The following is a 15,352-nucleotide window of genomic DNA, read 5'->3' as shown; positions in this document are numbered from 1 at the left end:
TAATACACTATTACATATATTTCTTTTTCGTGGAAAGGGGGTGAGTAATATTACTTAATTGCATTAAAAAAACACCCTAATTCTTAAGAATCGGGGTGTTTATTGATCAGAAATTAGTGTGTGAGGAGTTTCTGATGTTATTAATCTAATGGAAAAGATTTTAATTCAGTGTAGTGTTTACACACTATTTCTTTTCCCAGAATAGATAAAGGTTTGAAAATTGATTTTTAGTATCCACAATTGCGGTACTTGTTGAAATTAATTTCCACCCTCCAGAATTCCTTTTATTGATTATTGCTGCAATTTCACTTTCTTGTCTTTGAGTATTCGCATTACCTACTGCGTAATAGATATCAAGATCATTTTCTGCTCGTGCCATGTTGAAATGTACTGCTTTATTTAGATTTAATATTACTAAATCTTTCATCGATACTGGAATGGATTCGATAGGGTGAATAAAAATAAGTTTTATATGGTTTTACCTTCACCTCAAATTGCTATTGGACTATTGCTAATAAGCATTGGAATAGTAGTTACTTTTGATATCAAAGTTGATTTATTTAAAGGTAAAGAGTAAAGGACAAAATTTGAATTTCTGGCAACATGATTAAAACAAATCTCAAATTTTGATGTGACCTAATGATAATCCAATAAGCAGAATTTCCATAAAAACTAAACTATCCATTTATTATTAAATAGGAGTATGAATCAATGAGAAGAAAAATTATCCTTGATATTTAATGTTGCGACTTCTTCCACTACCGATTTTTATTGGCATTTATCTATTCTCTTACTGGAGATGTAGAAAAAATATTAATGCTAGTGATAAGCAACTAAAACCATGCATTGATTGGGCATATTTTAAAAATTTACCTCTCCCACCAAAACCTTCATTTGTCGAGTTTTATATTGTTTATGTTTCTTCTTTTTTTAAATTCCCCTTTGGGATAATTATTCAACAACTACCTTTCTCAAAGAAAGTAAGATTCTACGAAAGAGAAATGAAATTAATATTTGATAAATGGAATTTAGAAAAAATTAAAATTTAATACCCTTACATGCGATTCTAAAAGAGTAAAAGCGATCGAAAATTTAGTGTAGGTTTGAAAAAAAATAGCCCCAAAGAAACTATGATTTACCTTCAAAAAGGAATTTAAACTTTTAAATTTATTCGTTGTTATTAATCGATTGAATTATCCCATCTTTAACTGTTATTGAAACTTGCATCTTCTTAATAAGATTATCTCCAACCGAAACATCACAAAAGCTATCAACCTGTCCTTGATCAACAATTTCATCCATTTTTAAATCACGAACTTGGCTTTGTTGTTGCAATAGATTTCTTTTTTGCTCTTCAAGTTCGTTTCTTTTAGCACCAACTTGTTGCTGAACTTGGCCAACTTGCTCTTGAACTCTTGGATCTAATGGATTTACTGACTGGGATCTTATATTACTAACTATTTGTTGACCTTCTTGTTCAAGTTGTGATAATTGTTGATCAACTGCAGAAATCGCATTACTTAATTCCTTCTCAGCATCTTCTTTCCAAGTAGGGGTAACAATAGCTTTTATTGCTATAGAACGTTTGATGGATATTGAGTTTTTAGTTTCCATAAAAAATTAATTTACCCTTTCAATATAGAGATATCAAGGAGATTTTTCTTGTTTAATTTATTTTTTATACATTTCTTCTATTTGTGATGAATACAAATCAACTATTTCTCTTCTTTTCTGTTTAAGAGTTTGAGTCAATAAACCATTTTCCAAAGTAAAAGCATCAACAAAATAGCATTCTAATATCTGTTCCTCAAATCTTGCTCCTAATCTGTTTTTTAGCAAATTATTTATCTGCGACTTAAAAAACAAACCAATTTTTTTATTCGAATTTAATTTGGAAATATCATTTTCAAAGAATTTATTTTCTACTAATTCTATGTTTGGAGCGACAAGTGCTGTTAAACATTTTTTATCTTGACCTACTAATTGAACTTGATTAATAAATTCAGAACTAAGAATCTCAGTTTCAAGGGGATTTGGCTCTATATTTTCTCCACTAGAAAGAACTATCGTATCCTTGGCTCGCCCTGTTATAACCAAAGATCCATTTGGAATAAGAAAACCTAAATCTCCAGTATCAAACCAACCATCTTTTGATAAAACATCTTTAGTAGCTGAAATATTATTCAAATAACCTTTCATTACTTGAGGTCCTTTAACAAGAATCTTGCCTATCTCTTTAAATTTCAAAATCTTATCTTTTTCTTCATTCATTATTTTGATTTCAGTAAATGCCAATGGCTGTCCAGAAGATCCCCTAACATTAAGTTCTCTTCTTCTACAAGTTAGTACTGGACTGGTTTCTGTTAATCCATAACCGACTAGAACATCTATACCTAAAGATTCAAAAAACAAATCTACATGCTCAGGTAAAGCACCCCCACCATTGATTGGAAATTTAAGTTTTTCTCCACATAATTGTTTTAAAATACTTGGCCATAAAAAAGTAGAAGATATCTTATGTATAACAAATCTTCCTATTACAGATATTGTCAAAGATATTTTTGCTAAGGAACTTACTTGATTAATTTCTAAATTTCTGATCTTTCTTAAATTTCTTTTAAAAATAGAACTATTCTTTATCAAGATCTTTATAATTTTCTGTTTTTTAGGAGGCATTTTTTTTAAAGCCAAGAAAAAGCCATCATGAATGGCCTCCCATAGCCTAGGAACAGTAGCCATAACAACTGGCTTAACTTGTTTAATATCATCTTTCAGGAATTTTGGATTTGTATAAAATTGAGTACACCCGCATGAAAAAAAGAAATATTCTGCACTTCTTTCATACGAATGCCAGATAGGTAGTACACTCAGGACAGAAGTTCCGGGTTCTGGATCCGCGATATGGGCCAGATTAATGATTTGATGTAAAAAGTTTGCATGTGTTAAGGGAACACCTTTTGGTTTACCTGTTGTCCCTGATGTATAGAGAATGCTGGCAATATCGTTAATCTGATGATTATATTTTTCAAAACTATTATTTTTTAAAAGATTTTCCTCTCCTGCTTTTATAAATTCAGGCCAATTTATTAGATCTTCAAATTGTTCATCTTCCAGATTAATTATAAATTTGAATCTTTTTTTTAATTCATTTTTTTTATTTAATTTTAACCAGACTTCCTTAGATTGAACAATTAGACCAACAGAATTAGAATGCTCAATTATGTACTCTAATTCTACTGAAGGTGAATTAATACCTCTTACAGCATTAATAGCTCCTAATCGCATCAACCCTTGATCAGCTATTAACCATCTTGGTGAGTTTTCAGATATTAATGTGACAACATCACCTTTAACTAATCCATAATTTTTAAAAGAATTAGAGACTTTAGTGATTAAATTAGCTAACTCAGAATATGAAATTTTTTCTTTATTTTTTCCTCTCAAATCATTAATAGCTATTGTATTCCCACATCTTAATTTTAAGTATTCCCATATTTGATCAACATGATCAAGATTATTTATATCTTTCCTTTTACTTGTAAATTTTTCATTTTTTGAAAGAGATTTTGCTGCAGGCCAATATGCTAATTCTTTCATATTTATGAAATTTCCAAATCTTTTAAGTTTCTATTCTGATACAAAATTAAAATTAAACTCTTCATGAATGATTTTTTTAACAATTTTCTTAACTTCTTTTATATCTACATTTTTATTGTAATCAGACATATTTACCATTTGGCAGCCCTCAATACCGCAAGGAACAATCTTATTAAAATTTTCTAATTTGCAGTTAACGTTTATTGAGAAGCCATGAATTGTTACCCACCGTTTGCATCCAATACCGATTGAAGCAATTTTATTTTCTCCTATCCACACACCTGTAAATCCATCTTTAGTAGAGCAATTAATATTAAAACTCCTTAGAGTTTTAATAATTATTTTTTCAATTTTTCTTAAATACCAATTTAAATCTTTATTTAAATTACTCAAATCTAAAACTAAATAAGTAACTAACTGTCCTGGCATATGGCATGTAACCTCACCCCCTCTATCAATTTTAAATACATCTTGTTCATCTGCTGAGAAAAGCAAGTTATCCATATTCGAACCTCTTCCGACTGTATAGCAAAGTTGATGCTCGCCTAACCAAATGAAATTCATATTTGATTTACCTGAAATTAATGAGTCTTGATATTCTTTTTGTAATTTATATACATCATAAAAAAATGAAATTTTATCAGGTTGTTTAATTATTGATGTTCTATTAATCATAGTTATGTAGATTTAGGAAATATGAAAATATTTTTAGATTTATTATGAAAATTTTAATCCATGGAAAGAATCTCGAACTTACAGGACCTTTAAAAGAATATACTGAGGCAAAAATAGAAAAGGCAACGCATCACTATAAGGATATCGTTAAAGAAGTAGATATACACCTTTCAATCGAAAAGAATCCAAGAGTTTCATTCCAAACAGCTGAAGTTACAATTTTTGCTAATGGAACTATTATCAGAGCTGAAGAAAAAACAGAAAATCTATATTCCAGTATTGATTTGGTTTCAAATAAACTTTGTAGAAAACTACGGAAATATAAAGAGAGGCATAATAAAAAATTACATAATAATCTTGTAAAGAATAAAAATTCTTATTCCAATGCAATTGAAGAATCAGTTTCTATAGATAAAGATATATTCAACGAGGAAAGAGAGGTGAGATTACCTGAACCATCTATTAAAAAAAAATATTTTGAAATGATTCCTACCTCTTTGGAAGAGGCTAGAAAACAATTAGATTTTATTGATCATGAATTTTATGTATTTAGAAATAAAGTAAATAATGAATTACAAGTTATTTATAAAAGGAATCATGGTGGTTATGGATTAATCCAGTCTAAATAATACTAAAAATGTTTAATATCGATTACGAATTAAATGAAAAGATACATGCAATAATAATTAATCCGTATTTATCTTTGGAAGAATTAAATGCCAACTGCGATTTAATTCAAAAATATAATATTAGAAATGTTTCTACATCTCTTAACTTTTTAAGTCCTATAAAAGATGCATTAAACAATCATAAAGTAAATATAAATACTCTAATTTCTTATCCATTAGCTGATTTACCACTTGATTTTATTGATGAATTTGTTTGCTATGCAAAAGATAATGGTGCAAGCGGAATAGAGTACATTCCTAATTTTCTAAAACTATCTAAAAATGATTTAAATAGTTTTGCTAGTGAAATTGAGAGTATTAATGCTTCAGAATTACCAGTCACTATAATCATAAACAAAACAAAATTAGATAAAGAACTTTTCGAAAAAGCCATAGAAATTTCTCTTGAATTAGGAATAACAAATTTTCAATTTGGAGATGGTTTTGGACCTGCTATTTCTAAAGTTGATATAGTTGAAATATTAAAATTTATTGGCAACCAGAATTCTATAAAAGTGGTAGGAAGCATAAAAACACTAACCCAAGTTGTTGATTTATTTGATTCAGGTATAGATTGTATTGGAACTTCAAATTTTAATGAGATTTTTAAAGAAATTAGACTTATTTAAATGTCAGGCGAAAGTAGAATAAAAGGTCTCTGTATTAAAGCTAGTCCGCTAGGTGAGAGTGGAAGATTAATAACTGTTTTAACAGATGAACAAGGTATTATTAGGCTTGCAGCTCCAGGTGCCAGGCGTCCAAAAAGTAGTCTTGCTGCAGCTACTCCGTTAACATATTTAAGTTTTCAGATCTTTGGAAAAAGAAGTCTCAAGTCTGTTCGTCAGATTAAAATTCTCAAAAGCTACAACGGATTGGGGAAAAATATTGAATGTCTTGCTGCAGCCCAAGCAATAACTGAATTAACCTTTTTATTAGTTGGAAACAACGACAAGCAAAAAGATTACTTGTCTAGCGTACTTATTCATTTAGATCGAATTTATGGATATAACCTTGAAAGTGAAGAGGACTTCAAAATGCTTTCAATGAGTATTCAATCTTTAATTCATTTATTAGCAATTGGAGGGATAAATATTCCTGTAAATTTTTGCTGTAAAACGGGCGAGCCTATTATTCCACCCTTAGGTAACTGGGATTGGCAATGTTCCTATTTACCAAATGAGGGATTTTCTACAGTAGAAGATGTAGAGAGTGTTTTAAAAGTGAATGCTTCTGAAGTTGCTCTTTTACAAAGACTTCTTTTCGCAGAATTACCAATCAAATCAAATGGAGAATTATTAGGACCTAAAAAAGTTTGGCTTAAGATATTATCAATTGTTGAAAATTGGATCTCTGCTCAATTAGAAAAAGAATTATCGTCACTAAAAATGTTAAGAGAATTTTATAGATAATTAAGGGTTAAATTGTTATTAAATTAAAAGATCTCGATGATTGTAACTTTGACTGTTAACTTTATAAATAGTTGATTAATTTGATGTGGTTCATGTTGCCTGGTTAGGTAAAAAATCTCCCTTTTGTGGAAATGTAAGTTATGGAAATTTAACTACTGAACAATTAAAAGTGAGAGGCCATAAAGTAAGTTTTATACATTTTGATAATCCCTCTAATGCAAACGAATCTAAACCCTTATTTTTAGCAAACGATCCTGAGGTCAGTCTTCCTTACTTAATTAAATCACAAGTTTATACGATCCCTTCTCCAAGAGCAGAAAAAGAACTAAGACATTCATTAGAGAGATTAAAGCCAGATATAGTTCATGCAAGTCTAACTTTATCTCCTCTCGACTTTAGATTGCCTGAACTTTGCAAACAAATAAACCTCCCACTTGTAGGGACATTTCATCCTGCATTTGATAAAAATAATAGGAACTTAACTGCAAGTACTCAACAACTAACTTATCAACTTTATGCGCCCTCTCTCGCTAAATTTCATAAAATAATTGTTTTTTCAGAACCTCAAAAAACACTTTTAGAAAACCTAGGTGTTAGTAAAGAAAAGCAAATAATTATTCCAAATGGAGTTGATGAAAGTATTTGGCAACCTGTGAAAGTAAAAAGTAAAAAATATAATTTAGTTAAAAGTAAACTAGGGGAAGGAAGAATATTTATATATATGGGAAGGATTGCTAACGAAAAAAATATTGAGGCTCTTTTAAAATCCTGGCGTCAAACTAAAACTAATAATTGCAAACTAGTAATTGTTGGAGACGGACCAATGAAGCCTACACTGGAAAATAGTTTTTCTAACCTAGGAAAAGATAAATTAATTTGGTGGGGATCAGAAACTGATTTAGAAACCAGAGTAGCAATTATGCAAATCGCAGAGGTGTTTTTTTTACCGAGTTTAATAGAGGGACTATCTTTATCACTTTTAGAGGCAATGTCCACTGGTACGGCATGTGTTGCAACTGATGCTGGAGCTGATGGTGAGGTTTTAGATAATGGAGCAGGCATTGTGATCTCTACTGAAAATGTTGTCACTCAATTAAAAACTATAATTCCAATTTTGATAGATCATCCTTCATTTACAAAGGCTCTGGGGGAAAAAGGACGTGAAAGAGTCATTGAAAGATATACAATTAAAAAAAATATTGAAGCTCTGGAAAAACTTTACTTAAATACTATAAAAATATCTAACCCTTAACGAAATTCTTTACTACGATTACTGGCCGAAACCACTGCTTCTATAAGAGCAGACCTTAAACTCCTATTTTCTAAAACCCTTAGTGCTGATATGGTGGTGCCCCCAGGAGAAGTTACCATATTCTTAAGCTCAGCAGTTGTTAAATTAGTTTCTTTTATTAAACTAACAGTGCCTAAAATCATCTCTACAACAAGTTCTTCAGAAAGTCTTTTTTGCAATCCGCCGCTTAAACCTCCGTCACTTAAAGCTTCAATAATCAAGGCAATTATAGCTGGCCCGGAAGAAGTTAATGATAAAAAAATATCGAGTAAATCTTCAGGAAATTCATAAATTTTACTAGAATTTTCAAATAATCTTTTTATGAATTGCTTCTGATCTTCAGTTATTTCATCTCCCCATGAAATTCCAGTTAAACCTTTACCAATTGTTATTGGAATATTAGTCACTACCCTAACGCATTTATGATTTGGAAATTTTTTTATAAGTTTTTCTAAAGATACACCAGCTAAAATAGAAACCAACAAATTATTTTTATTTTTTTCTAATTCAATTATATTTTTAAGTTGCTGAGGCTTTACAGAGAGAAGTTTAACTTTGCAATCCCATATAATTTCCGAACCTTTGGAGTTTGCTTGAAAAATATTAATATCATATTTATAGTTTTTTCTAATATTTTCTAAACTTTTTTTTGTATTTACTAAACAATATATATCCTTTGGATTTAGTAATTTTTTATCAAATAGTGGAGTTATAATAGCTTTTGCAATATTTCCAAACCCAATGACTGCAATTTTACTAGTCACAGATTAGTTAATTGTAAGCCGATAGTTTAGATTCTCCCCAAGCTGGCTCTGGAGTTGTGTTAGTTTCAAAATTATATTGAGATGTCTTTTTGCTTGAAACATTTGAGGGAGAAGCCTCCTCTGGGAAAGAACTAGTTACATTTACACAACTAGGAGCAAAAAGAAAAATACTTTCACCAACTCTTTCTTGATGACCATCTATTGCATATGTACCTCCTGCAACAAAATCAACAGCTCTTTGTGCTTGATCAGGATCCATCATAGTCAAATTTAAAATTACAGTCTTTCTTTCTCTTAATGCCTGTATTGCTTGAGGCATTTCATCAAAACTTCTAGGCTCCATCAAGCTCACCTCTGAAGATGAATTAGCAATGCCAGGCATTCCTACCACATTTGATGTCCTATTATTATTCATAAACTCAAATGGATTTGAATTTGAAAGTGCATTCGAGTTTTTATAATTTTGTTTAAAATCATCATTACCATTAAATTCATCCTCTGATGCATAATCCAACTCATCAAAATCATCATCCAGATAATCATCCCCTGCAACAACTGCCTTTAATCGAGAAATAAGTGACACCTTTTAAATCCTCTTGAAATTGATAACTAAGGCCAAAAAACCTTTAGTAATATATCCATCTTTTATGAATGAATAAACTACCTATACTTAAATAACGTTACTTATAGTTTACTGCAAGTTTAAAAACAAGATTTTTATAAAATATAATTAATTGCTGACTAATATGTTCTGTTACCAAAAATTGTTGATCCTAACCGTAACCAAGTAGATCCTGCTTTAACCGCTTCCTCCCAGTCTCCTGACATTCCCATTGAACAATCCTGAAGTTTGAGGGAATCTGCTAGGTACCTGCATTTTTTAAATAGTTTAATATTTTCTATTGAACTCAAACCCTTTGGGTTGATAGTCATTAGGCCTTTAATTTTGATACTTTTAAATTCCTTAATCTGATCCCATTTTTCTAACAATACTTTAGGATTAAATCCTCCTTTATTTGGATCATCACTTAATTTGACTTGTAACATTACTATTGGATTTCTCTTCTCTTCAAATGAAACATTGGAAATCTTTAACAATTTTTCATATGAGTCTACAGAATGAATATATTCAAAATTTTGGACTATTTTTCTTATTTTATTAGTCTGCACTCTTCCAATGAAATGCCATTTTATATTTTTTAAATCATCTAATAAGACTTTCTTCTCAATAGCTTCTTGAAATCTACTTTCCCCAAAATCATTTTGTCCTAGATTATTTATAATTTTGATTTCTTTACTACTAAACCCCTTACTCACAGCCAGTAAATTTACATTAAGAGGTAATTGTTTTTTAATTTGCAAGTAATTTGAAATTTCCAAATTTTATAAAAAAGTTTGTCTAAATAAATTATCCCATTTTGAGAAATCTTCTGATCCTTGTCTTCTTGCTCTTTGCAAGTTTAATTCAGACTGATTTCGAGCATCTAAATAGGGTATAACTTCAAAAAAGACTTCTCGTTGTCTAACTTCTACTAAAAAAAACATTTTTTGTGCATACAAAGTCACATAAATATCTTTTCCCTCAATCCCTAGAGAGACTTGATATAACATTCCAAATGTTGGGTGATTTAAATAACGCTCTGAACTCAAACTAAAAAATTATTTATTTACAATGCACCATACTGTTTTCTAAGAAAAATTGCTATGCATATAAAACAAATAGATAATGAATTAAAAATAAAAGTTAGGGAATTTTTTTTATCAAAAGCTTTATATCTATAAGTTTTTATAGTTATTTTTTTTTTAGAAAGTAACGAATCTGCCCCTTGATCAATTCTTAAGAATATATTTAAAAAAAGTCTTTCAACCATTGTTAATAAAACATTAATAGATTTCTTAAAACCCAAACTTCTAAGATTTATTGATCTAACTGATACTGATTTGATTATGTTTTGTAATTCTTCTTGAACTAAAGGAATAAAGCGCAATGCTAAAAGTAATTGGAAAAGCAATTTATCAATAGGCAAACCAACTTTTCTAAAAGGAATCATAAACCAACTTAAGGCCCAGACTATATCCTCCTGTAATGTTGTTAGGAGCATCAAATTCACACTATGAATAACAGTAAATATTAATGTTGAAGTTTTTATTCCTAACTCGAAAGCTTTCCTAGATAAGTTATAAGACCCAAGAGTTATAAATCCTATTTTCTTAGATGGAATTTCTAAAATATTCCAACTTTCCTGACTTTCTAGAATCAAGTTCAATTCATTCGGATCTCTTAAAGAACTATCAAGAGATTGAATATCAGAAAATGCTATTGTTGATAGTAATCCAATTATCAATGATAAGCCTAAAAGGAAGAGAAGTGATCGCCACCAAACTCTAAAGGGTAACAAACTGATAAAAGTAATAAATAGCAAACAAATAACTAAACTTATTCTCCACAATGGGCCTGCCCAAATTGGAGTAATTAGAAAAATAAATACTGCAATTATCTTTAATCTACTGTCGATAATTCTTAACCAACTTCTATTACCATCAACATATTGTCCAATAGGAAATTTAGTGAGAATATTCATTAATCTTTTTGAATAATATTAATATTCTTTTTTGATGTCTCTTTTTCTAGGTCTCTTTGCTGTTTTCCTCTCCAAAGTAAAATTATTGGAGACCCTTCAAACCCAAGATTTAATCTTATTTGTTTTTCAATATATCTTCTATATGTAATACCAAATAATTTAGGGTCATTCACAAAAAGAGTAAAAGTTGGAGGCTGGTTTTTTACTTGAGTCCCATAGTAAAGTCTTCCTTGTTTTCCACTTCTCTTTGTTGGTGGACTTTTCCATCCAAGAGCCTCCTTAAGAACTTCATTAACGACTGAAGTTGCAACTCTCCTTCTATGCTGTGTTACAGCACTAAGAGCATGCTCAAAAATATTTTGAACTCTTTGACCAGTCAAAGCTGAAATGAAAATCATTTTTGACCAATGCAAAAAATATAATTTTGATCTAAGTTCTTTTTCAACTTGATAGATTGTGGAATTATTTTTCTCTACAAGATCCCATTTATTCACTACAATTAGACATGCTCTACCTTGTTCTTCTATTCGCCCTGCCAATTTCTGATCTTGATCAGTCACTCCATCTATAGCATCTATAACCAGGACACAAACATCACTTCTATCAATAGATTTAAAAGCTCTATTAATTCCAAAAAATTCAGTTCCATATTTTACATTTTTTTTTCTTCTTATTCCTGCTGTATCCACTATTTTCCATAGATGGGAATCTTTCTTAATAAGAGTATCTATTGAATCAGTTGTAGTCCCACTTATATCACTAACTATTGCTCTTTTTTCTCCGCAAATAGCATTTAACAAACTGGATTTACCAACATTTGGTCTCCCAATAATTGACATCATTATTTTATCCTCTTTATCTTCAACATTTAAATCTTTAGGGAATCCATCAATAACAATGTCTAATAGATCCCCCGTTCCAGAGCCATGAATAGCAGAGACAGGATAAGGTTCACCTAAACCCAATTTCCAGAACTCAGAGGCCAAAGAGACTCCTAAGGATGTAGATTCACATTTATTTACCGCAACAATAGTCTTACAAGCTGAATTCCTCAGCCATTTTGCTATGGATAAATCACCGTCAGTTACACCTTGATTTCCATCAACTACAAATAAAGCAAGAGAAGCCTCTTCTAATGCTAAAAATACTTGAGTACGAATCTCGGGGAGGAATTCACTATCATCTTCAAAAACTAATCCTCCCGTATCAACAACTTGAAATTCCCTCCCCCCCCAAGAAGCATTTTGATAAGTTCTATCTCTAGTAACTCCAGGTTTATCGAATACAATTGCGTCATTACTTTGGCATAACCTATTAACCAAAGTAGACTTTCCAACATTAGGTCTTCCGATTATTGCTATTGATGGAAGAGTCAATTATTCCCCTCAGAAAATTAGATCTATTACAACTATACCCTCAATACTATCTTTTACTCTATCCAGGAGTATTTATTTGATTTCAGGATCTCCAAAATGACCTTTTGCTGGATTAGGAGATGGGGGAGATATTTTAGGTAACTTAGAAAAATCATCTAAAGAAGAACTCGAGTCAATAGACCAATAGATCAGCCAATTGACAGCAGTTGCTCTTCTTGTTCTTCTAGGATAAAGTTCGTTAATTTTATACCCTTCAAAATTAAGAATTTTTTTTAAATTTTGTTTGTGATCTTTCGGTATAGATCGTGTCAAATGAACCGAAGCTGATCGTTCTGAAATAATTTGAGGAGCTTTTGAAAATTTTTCTGACCAATATGATGGAGTTAAGGAACTTGAAATCCATCCATTCATAGAAGGTTCATTGATATAAAAAAGTCTTTCCCATACTAATTCACATACAAAAATATCACTTACTTTATCTTCAAGTATTAGAGACAATATTTGCCTACTTATAGACCATTTAAAATTATTACTTAGAAATTTGTCCTTATTCATTAATTAGGTCTTATCAAAATTAAAGAAAAGTAAGGCATTGTCTCCACATTATATTTTAAAGCATGTTGGATAATTTGATCAGGCATCCCTACATTTAAAGCGATTAAAGCTTTATTAATGATTTTCTCTTTTTTTAAAACTTCTTTAACTGACCCCCATCTTTTCCCAACTTTCATAAGTACTAAAACTGTTTTATTTGCTTTAGTCTGAATTATTAGAGTTATTAATTCCGATTTAGAAGAAGGACATTCTTTTACTATCAAAGTCTCGCCTTTCTTTACTAAATCAAAATTACTTAAAGCAGCTGCTGCTGAGATAGATGATATCCCTGGTATTGTCCTTGTGATTATTTCAGGATAATTATTATTTATTATTCTCAGAATATTTGAGGAACTTGCATACAGTGAAGGATCTCCAAGACAAAGTAAAGCAACAGATTTATTGTTCCTAACAGATTTAACAATTATATCCACAGCACTAGACCAGATTTGATCTGGATCAAATTCTTGTCTTGCCATTGGAAAAATAATGGGAATTTTTTTCTTGAATTTGATATATTTTTTGACTATTTCCGCAGATGCACTCTTTCTATCATCACTTGAAATTGGGAAAACTATAAGTTTTGCTTTTTTAATTGCCTCTACTGCAGCAATAGTTAGTAAAGAACTATCTCCAGGACCAACACCAACTACTGTTAATGATGCAAGATCACTTTTAAAACCAAGCAGATTTTTTAGAGTTTTTCTAATTCCCATATGAATGAATAACAAAATTCAATTAACTATGAATTCTTGGCAAAGCAAACGTTTGGGATAAGATCTCCGATTCAATATTAGATAATTCCTCTAATCTTTTGTTAGTTTCATTTTTAGAGAATTTAGTCTGAGCTAGTTTCCAATAAATTCCAAAATGTCTTGCTTCACTTTCAAGTAAAGACTCATAAAGCAACTTGAAAGATTTGTGCTCAGAATTCAAGGCTAGTAAACTTAATCTTTCATGACTTCTTGCTTCAATAAGTCCTGCTATTAAGAAACTATCTAACATTCTATATGGTTCCTCTTTTCTGACACATTTCGCCAATTCAGCTCCATATGGGGGAGGCTTAAGAGATTTAAGCGAATGACCAAGATCCTTTAGTAAAAAAAGTATTTTTTCAAAGTGCTCTAACTCTTCCCTTGCTATGGGGCTCAAAACTTCTGCCAGGTCAGGTTCAGATGGATATCTAAACATTAATTGAATTGCAACTCCAGCAGCTTTTCTTTCACAATGAGCATGATCAATAAGTATCTCTATTGGATTCGATAAAGCTAGCTCTAGCCAACTTTCTGAGGATAATGAGGATAAATATTTAATATTAGAAGAGGGCCTTTTAAAATCTACTAGCATTTACTTATTACTACTTAAAAATTCAATTATTCCCTCAAGAGCAAGAAAATAACTTGTAATACCAAATCCACTAATTATTCCTATTGCTTTGTCTGTAAGAAAAGATTCTTTTCGAAATTCTTCCCTGCTAAAGATATTTGATATATGTAGTTCTACAAACGGGATTTTTGATCCAATTAAAGCATCTCTTATAGAAATTGAAGTATGAGTAAAAGCACCGGCATTAATAAGGATTCCATGGATAGTACTTACCGAGGATTGGATTTTATCAACGATTTCACCTTCATGATTACTTTGAAAGCATTCAAGATTAATACTTTTTCCCTTAGCAACTTTGATTAAATCTTTTTCAATATCATTCAAGGTTTTATTTCCATATATTTCAGGTTCTCTAATACCCAACAAATTAAGGTTTGGCCCATTTATCAATAAAATATTCATCAGCTATTAAGTCTTTTCTTTTAAATGCTATCTAGAAAGAAACAAAAAAACCAAAACATTTTCACACAAAGTGACCATTAACTGATAAGTTCAAATAGTGGGGGTCGGTGCCCGAGTGGTTAAAGGGGGCGGACTGTAAATCCGCTGGCTCTGCCTACGTTGGTTCAAATCCAACCCGGCCCACTTTTTTTTCAGCCCTTGTAGCTCAGCGGTAGAGCACTCCCTTGGTAAGGGAGAGGTCATGGATTCAAATTCCGTCGAGGGCATCCCTCAAACCCACTCTACCACTACAATCTCAAAGAATTTGTAAGAAGTCGTTAATAGCTTTTTGGGTGTCTCGGGTGACTAATACCTAACCTTTCCCTCGATTAGGGAAGTATTTTTAGTTGCAACTGGTTGCTATAACTAGATTCATGATTTCCTCCTACTTACTACATCTATGTTCTAACTAGTAATGCATATCTTTGTATATTCTATTATTTAACTGGTAGTCCATCAGATTACAACGAGGATTATTAGCAGTAACATAACCACGTTTAATGCAACTCCTATCCGAAATAAAGTCCTATTATCTTCACCCTCATCACTCATTTAAGCTATCCATAAAG

At 30.8% G+C, this 15,352-nt stretch carries 19 protein-coding genes and 2 tRNA genes; 7 read left to right on the top strand and 14 right to left on the bottom strand.

What is annotated here, in order from left to right:
- Positions 1-184: 184 nt before the first annotated feature.
- The gene (locus ACTF45_RS03160) at positions 185-427 is read right to left on the bottom strand and encodes a hypothetical protein (RefSeq protein ID WP_438949336.1); all 243 of its coding nucleotides are present in this window, start codon (positions 425-427) and stop codon (positions 185-187) included.
- Between the two features lie 313 nt (positions 428-740).
- Between ACTF45_RS03160 and ACTF45_RS03155 the strand changes: the two genes are divergently transcribed.
- The gene (locus tag ACTF45_RS03155; RefSeq protein ID WP_438949335.1) at positions 741-1,049 is read left to right on the top strand and encodes a hypothetical protein; all 309 of its coding nucleotides are present in this window, start codon (positions 741-743) and stop codon (positions 1,047-1,049) included.
- Positions 1,050-1,167: 118 nt separating this feature from the next.
- Here ACTF45_RS03155 and ACTF45_RS03150 read toward each other — a convergent pair whose 3' ends face one another.
- From ACTF45_RS03150 to lipB, 3 genes are read right to left on the bottom strand one after another with little or no spacing between them, the layout of a single operon-like run.
- A complete protein-coding gene (locus ACTF45_RS03150; RefSeq protein ID WP_011132039.1) occupies positions 1,168-1,614 on the bottom strand; it encodes a YlqD family protein in 447 nt (148 codons plus the stop codon).
- Positions 1,615-1,671: 57 nt separating this feature from the next.
- Positions 1,672-3,597: an AMP-binding protein gene (locus tag ACTF45_RS03145; RefSeq protein WP_288347928.1), complete on the bottom strand. Its 1,926-nt coding sequence runs from the start codon at positions 3,595-3,597 to the stop codon at positions 1,672-1,674.
- Between the two features lie 30 nt (positions 3,598-3,627).
- Positions 3,628-4,272, bottom strand: coding sequence for a lipoyl(octanoyl) transferase LipB (lipB, locus tag ACTF45_RS03140; RefSeq protein WP_288347930.1), 645 nt, complete (start codon positions 4,270-4,272; stop codon positions 3,628-3,630).
- Between the two features lie 44 nt (positions 4,273-4,316).
- Between lipB and hpf the strand changes: the two genes are divergently transcribed.
- The 4 genes from hpf to ACTF45_RS03120 all read left to right on the top strand — a co-directional run bounded on the left by hpf (position 4,317) and on the right by ACTF45_RS03120 (position 7,601).
- A complete protein-coding gene (gene hpf, locus ACTF45_RS03135; protein WP_288347932.1) occupies positions 4,317-4,901 on the top strand; it encodes a ribosome hibernation-promoting factor, HPF/YfiA family in 585 nt (194 codons plus the stop codon).
- Positions 4,902-4,909: 8 nt separating this feature from the next.
- Complete coding sequence (locus tag ACTF45_RS03130; protein WP_288347934.1) at positions 4,910-5,569, top strand: deoxyribose-phosphate aldolase; 660 nt, start codon at positions 4,910-4,912, stop codon at positions 5,567-5,569.
- Positions 5,570-6,349 carry a DNA repair protein RecO gene (gene recO / locus ACTF45_RS03125; RefSeq protein ID WP_288347935.1) on the top strand — a complete coding sequence of 260 codons (780 nt, stop codon included), beginning with the start codon at positions 5,570-5,572 and terminating at the stop codon, positions 6,347-6,349.
- An 85-nt stretch (positions 6,350-6,434) separates the two neighbouring features.
- Entirely contained in the window at positions 6,435-7,601 is a 1,167-nt protein-coding gene (locus ACTF45_RS03120) for a glycosyltransferase family 4 protein (RefSeq protein WP_438949334.1), read from the top strand.
- Here ACTF45_RS03120 and proC read toward each other — a convergent pair.
- The 10 genes from proC to aroQ all read right to left on the bottom strand — a co-directional run bounded on the left by proC (position 7,598) and on the right by aroQ (position 14,744).
- Positions 7,598-8,404, bottom strand: a complete 807-nt coding sequence (gene proC, locus ACTF45_RS03115) for a pyrroline-5-carboxylate reductase (protein ID WP_288347937.1) — start codon at positions 8,402-8,404, stop codon at positions 7,598-7,600. The two genes, ACTF45_RS03120 and proC, sit on opposite strands and share 4 nt — an antisense overlap.
- Before the next feature lie 7 nt (positions 8,405-8,411).
- Positions 8,412-8,987 carry a cell division protein SepF gene (locus ACTF45_RS03110; protein ID WP_288347939.1) on the bottom strand — a complete coding sequence of 192 codons (576 nt, stop codon included), beginning with the start codon at positions 8,985-8,987 and terminating at the stop codon, positions 8,412-8,414.
- Positions 8,988-9,145: 158 nt separating this feature from the next.
- Positions 9,146-9,784, bottom strand: coding sequence for a YggS family pyridoxal phosphate-dependent enzyme (locus ACTF45_RS03105; protein ID WP_288347941.1), 639 nt, complete (start codon positions 9,782-9,784; stop codon positions 9,146-9,148).
- Between the two features lie 3 nt (positions 9,785-9,787).
- Positions 9,788-10,054, bottom strand: coding sequence for a PII-interacting protein PipX family protein (locus tag ACTF45_RS03100; protein WP_288347942.1), 267 nt, complete (start codon positions 10,052-10,054; stop codon positions 9,788-9,790).
- A gap of 17 nt (positions 10,055-10,071) precedes the next feature.
- Complete coding sequence (locus ACTF45_RS03095) at positions 10,072-10,986, bottom strand: CbiQ family ECF transporter T component (RefSeq protein ID WP_438949333.1); 915 nt, start codon at positions 10,984-10,986, stop codon at positions 10,072-10,074.
- The gene (gene der, locus ACTF45_RS03090; RefSeq protein WP_438949332.1) at positions 10,986-12,362 is read right to left on the bottom strand and encodes a ribosome biogenesis GTPase Der; all 1,377 of its coding nucleotides are present in this window, start codon (positions 12,360-12,362) and stop codon (positions 10,986-10,988) included. The genes ACTF45_RS03095 and der overlap by 1 nt, the downstream gene beginning before the upstream one ends.
- 72 nt (positions 12,363-12,434) lie before the next feature.
- Positions 12,435-12,917 carry a DUF1823 family protein gene (locus ACTF45_RS03085; RefSeq protein ID WP_288347946.1) on the bottom strand — a complete coding sequence of 161 codons (483 nt, stop codon included), beginning with the start codon at positions 12,915-12,917 and terminating at the stop codon, positions 12,435-12,437.
- A complete protein-coding gene (gene cobI / locus ACTF45_RS03080) occupies positions 12,917-13,672 on the bottom strand; it encodes a precorrin-2 C(20)-methyltransferase (RefSeq protein ID WP_288347947.1) in 756 nt (251 codons plus the stop codon). The genes ACTF45_RS03085 and cobI overlap by 1 nt, the downstream gene beginning before the upstream one ends.
- Positions 13,673-13,694: 22 nt before the next feature.
- Positions 13,695-14,303, bottom strand: coding sequence for a tRNA-(ms[2]io[6]A)-hydroxylase (locus tag ACTF45_RS03075; protein WP_288347948.1), 609 nt, complete (start codon positions 14,301-14,303; stop codon positions 13,695-13,697).
- Positions 14,304-14,744, bottom strand: a complete 441-nt coding sequence (gene aroQ / locus ACTF45_RS03070) for a type II 3-dehydroquinate dehydratase (RefSeq protein ID WP_438949331.1) — start codon at positions 14,742-14,744, stop codon at positions 14,304-14,306.
- 101 nt (positions 14,745-14,845) lie between these two features.
- Between aroQ and ACTF45_RS03065 the strand changes: the two genes are divergently transcribed.
- Both ACTF45_RS03065 and ACTF45_RS03060 read left to right on the top strand, forming a co-directional pair.
- Positions 14,846-14,927: transfer RNA gene (locus ACTF45_RS03065), tRNA-Tyr, on the top strand.
- A gap of 11 nt (positions 14,928-14,938) precedes the next feature.
- A tRNA-Thr gene (locus tag ACTF45_RS03060) sits at positions 14,939-15,010 on the top strand.
- Positions 15,011-15,352 lie beyond the last annotated feature (342 nt).

Origin of the sequence: Prochlorococcus sp., from assembly GCF_965655815.1 — a bacterium.
GTDB classification, from domain to species: Bacteria; Cyanobacteriota; Cyanobacteriia; order PCC-6307; family Cyanobiaceae; genus Prochlorococcus_A; species Prochlorococcus_A pastoris.
Note: the sequence above shows the minus strand (reverse complement) of the source record. Positions and strands in the feature narration are given on the sequence as shown.

Coding starts and splice junctions, on each gene's coding strand:
- ACTF45_RS03160 (WP_438949336.1), bottom strand. CDS start 427: ATGAAAGATTTAGTAATATTAAATCTAAATAAAGCAGTACATTTCAAC.
- ACTF45_RS03155 (WP_438949335.1), top strand. CDS start 741: ATGTTGCGACTTCTTCCACTACCGATTTTTATTGGCATTTATCTATTC.
- ACTF45_RS03150 (WP_011132039.1), bottom strand. CDS start 1,614: ATGGAAACTAAAAACTCAATATCCATCAAACGTTCTATAGCAATAAAA.
- ACTF45_RS03145 (WP_288347928.1), bottom strand. CDS start 3,597: ATGAAAGAATTAGCATATTGGCCTGCAGCAAAATCTCTTTCAAAAAAT.
- lipB (WP_288347930.1), bottom strand. CDS start 4,272: ATGATTAATAGAACATCAATAATTAAACAACCTGATAAAATTTCATTT.
- hpf (WP_288347932.1), top strand. CDS start 4,317: ATGAAAATTTTAATCCATGGAAAGAATCTCGAACTTACAGGACCTTTA.
- ACTF45_RS03130 (WP_288347934.1), top strand. CDS start 4,910: ATGTTTAATATCGATTACGAATTAAATGAAAAGATACATGCAATAATA.
- recO (WP_288347935.1), top strand. CDS start 5,570: ATGTCAGGCGAAAGTAGAATAAAAGGTCTCTGTATTAAAGCTAGTCCG.
- ACTF45_RS03095 (WP_438949333.1), bottom strand. CDS start 10,986: ATGAATATTCTCACTAAATTTCCTATTGGACAATATGTTGATGGTAAT.
- ACTF45_RS03085 (WP_288347946.1), bottom strand. CDS start 12,917: ATGAATAAGGACAAATTTCTAAGTAATAATTTTAAATGGTCTATAAGT.
- cobI (WP_288347947.1), bottom strand. CDS start 13,672: ATGGGAATTAGAAAAACTCTAAAAAATCTGCTTGGTTTTAAAAGTGAT.
- ACTF45_RS03075 (WP_288347948.1), bottom strand. CDS start 14,303: ATGCTAGTAGATTTTAAAAGGCCCTCTTCTAATATTAAATATTTATCC.
- aroQ (WP_438949331.1), bottom strand. CDS start 14,744: ATGAATATTTTATTGATAAATGGGCCAAACCTTAATTTGTTGGGTATT.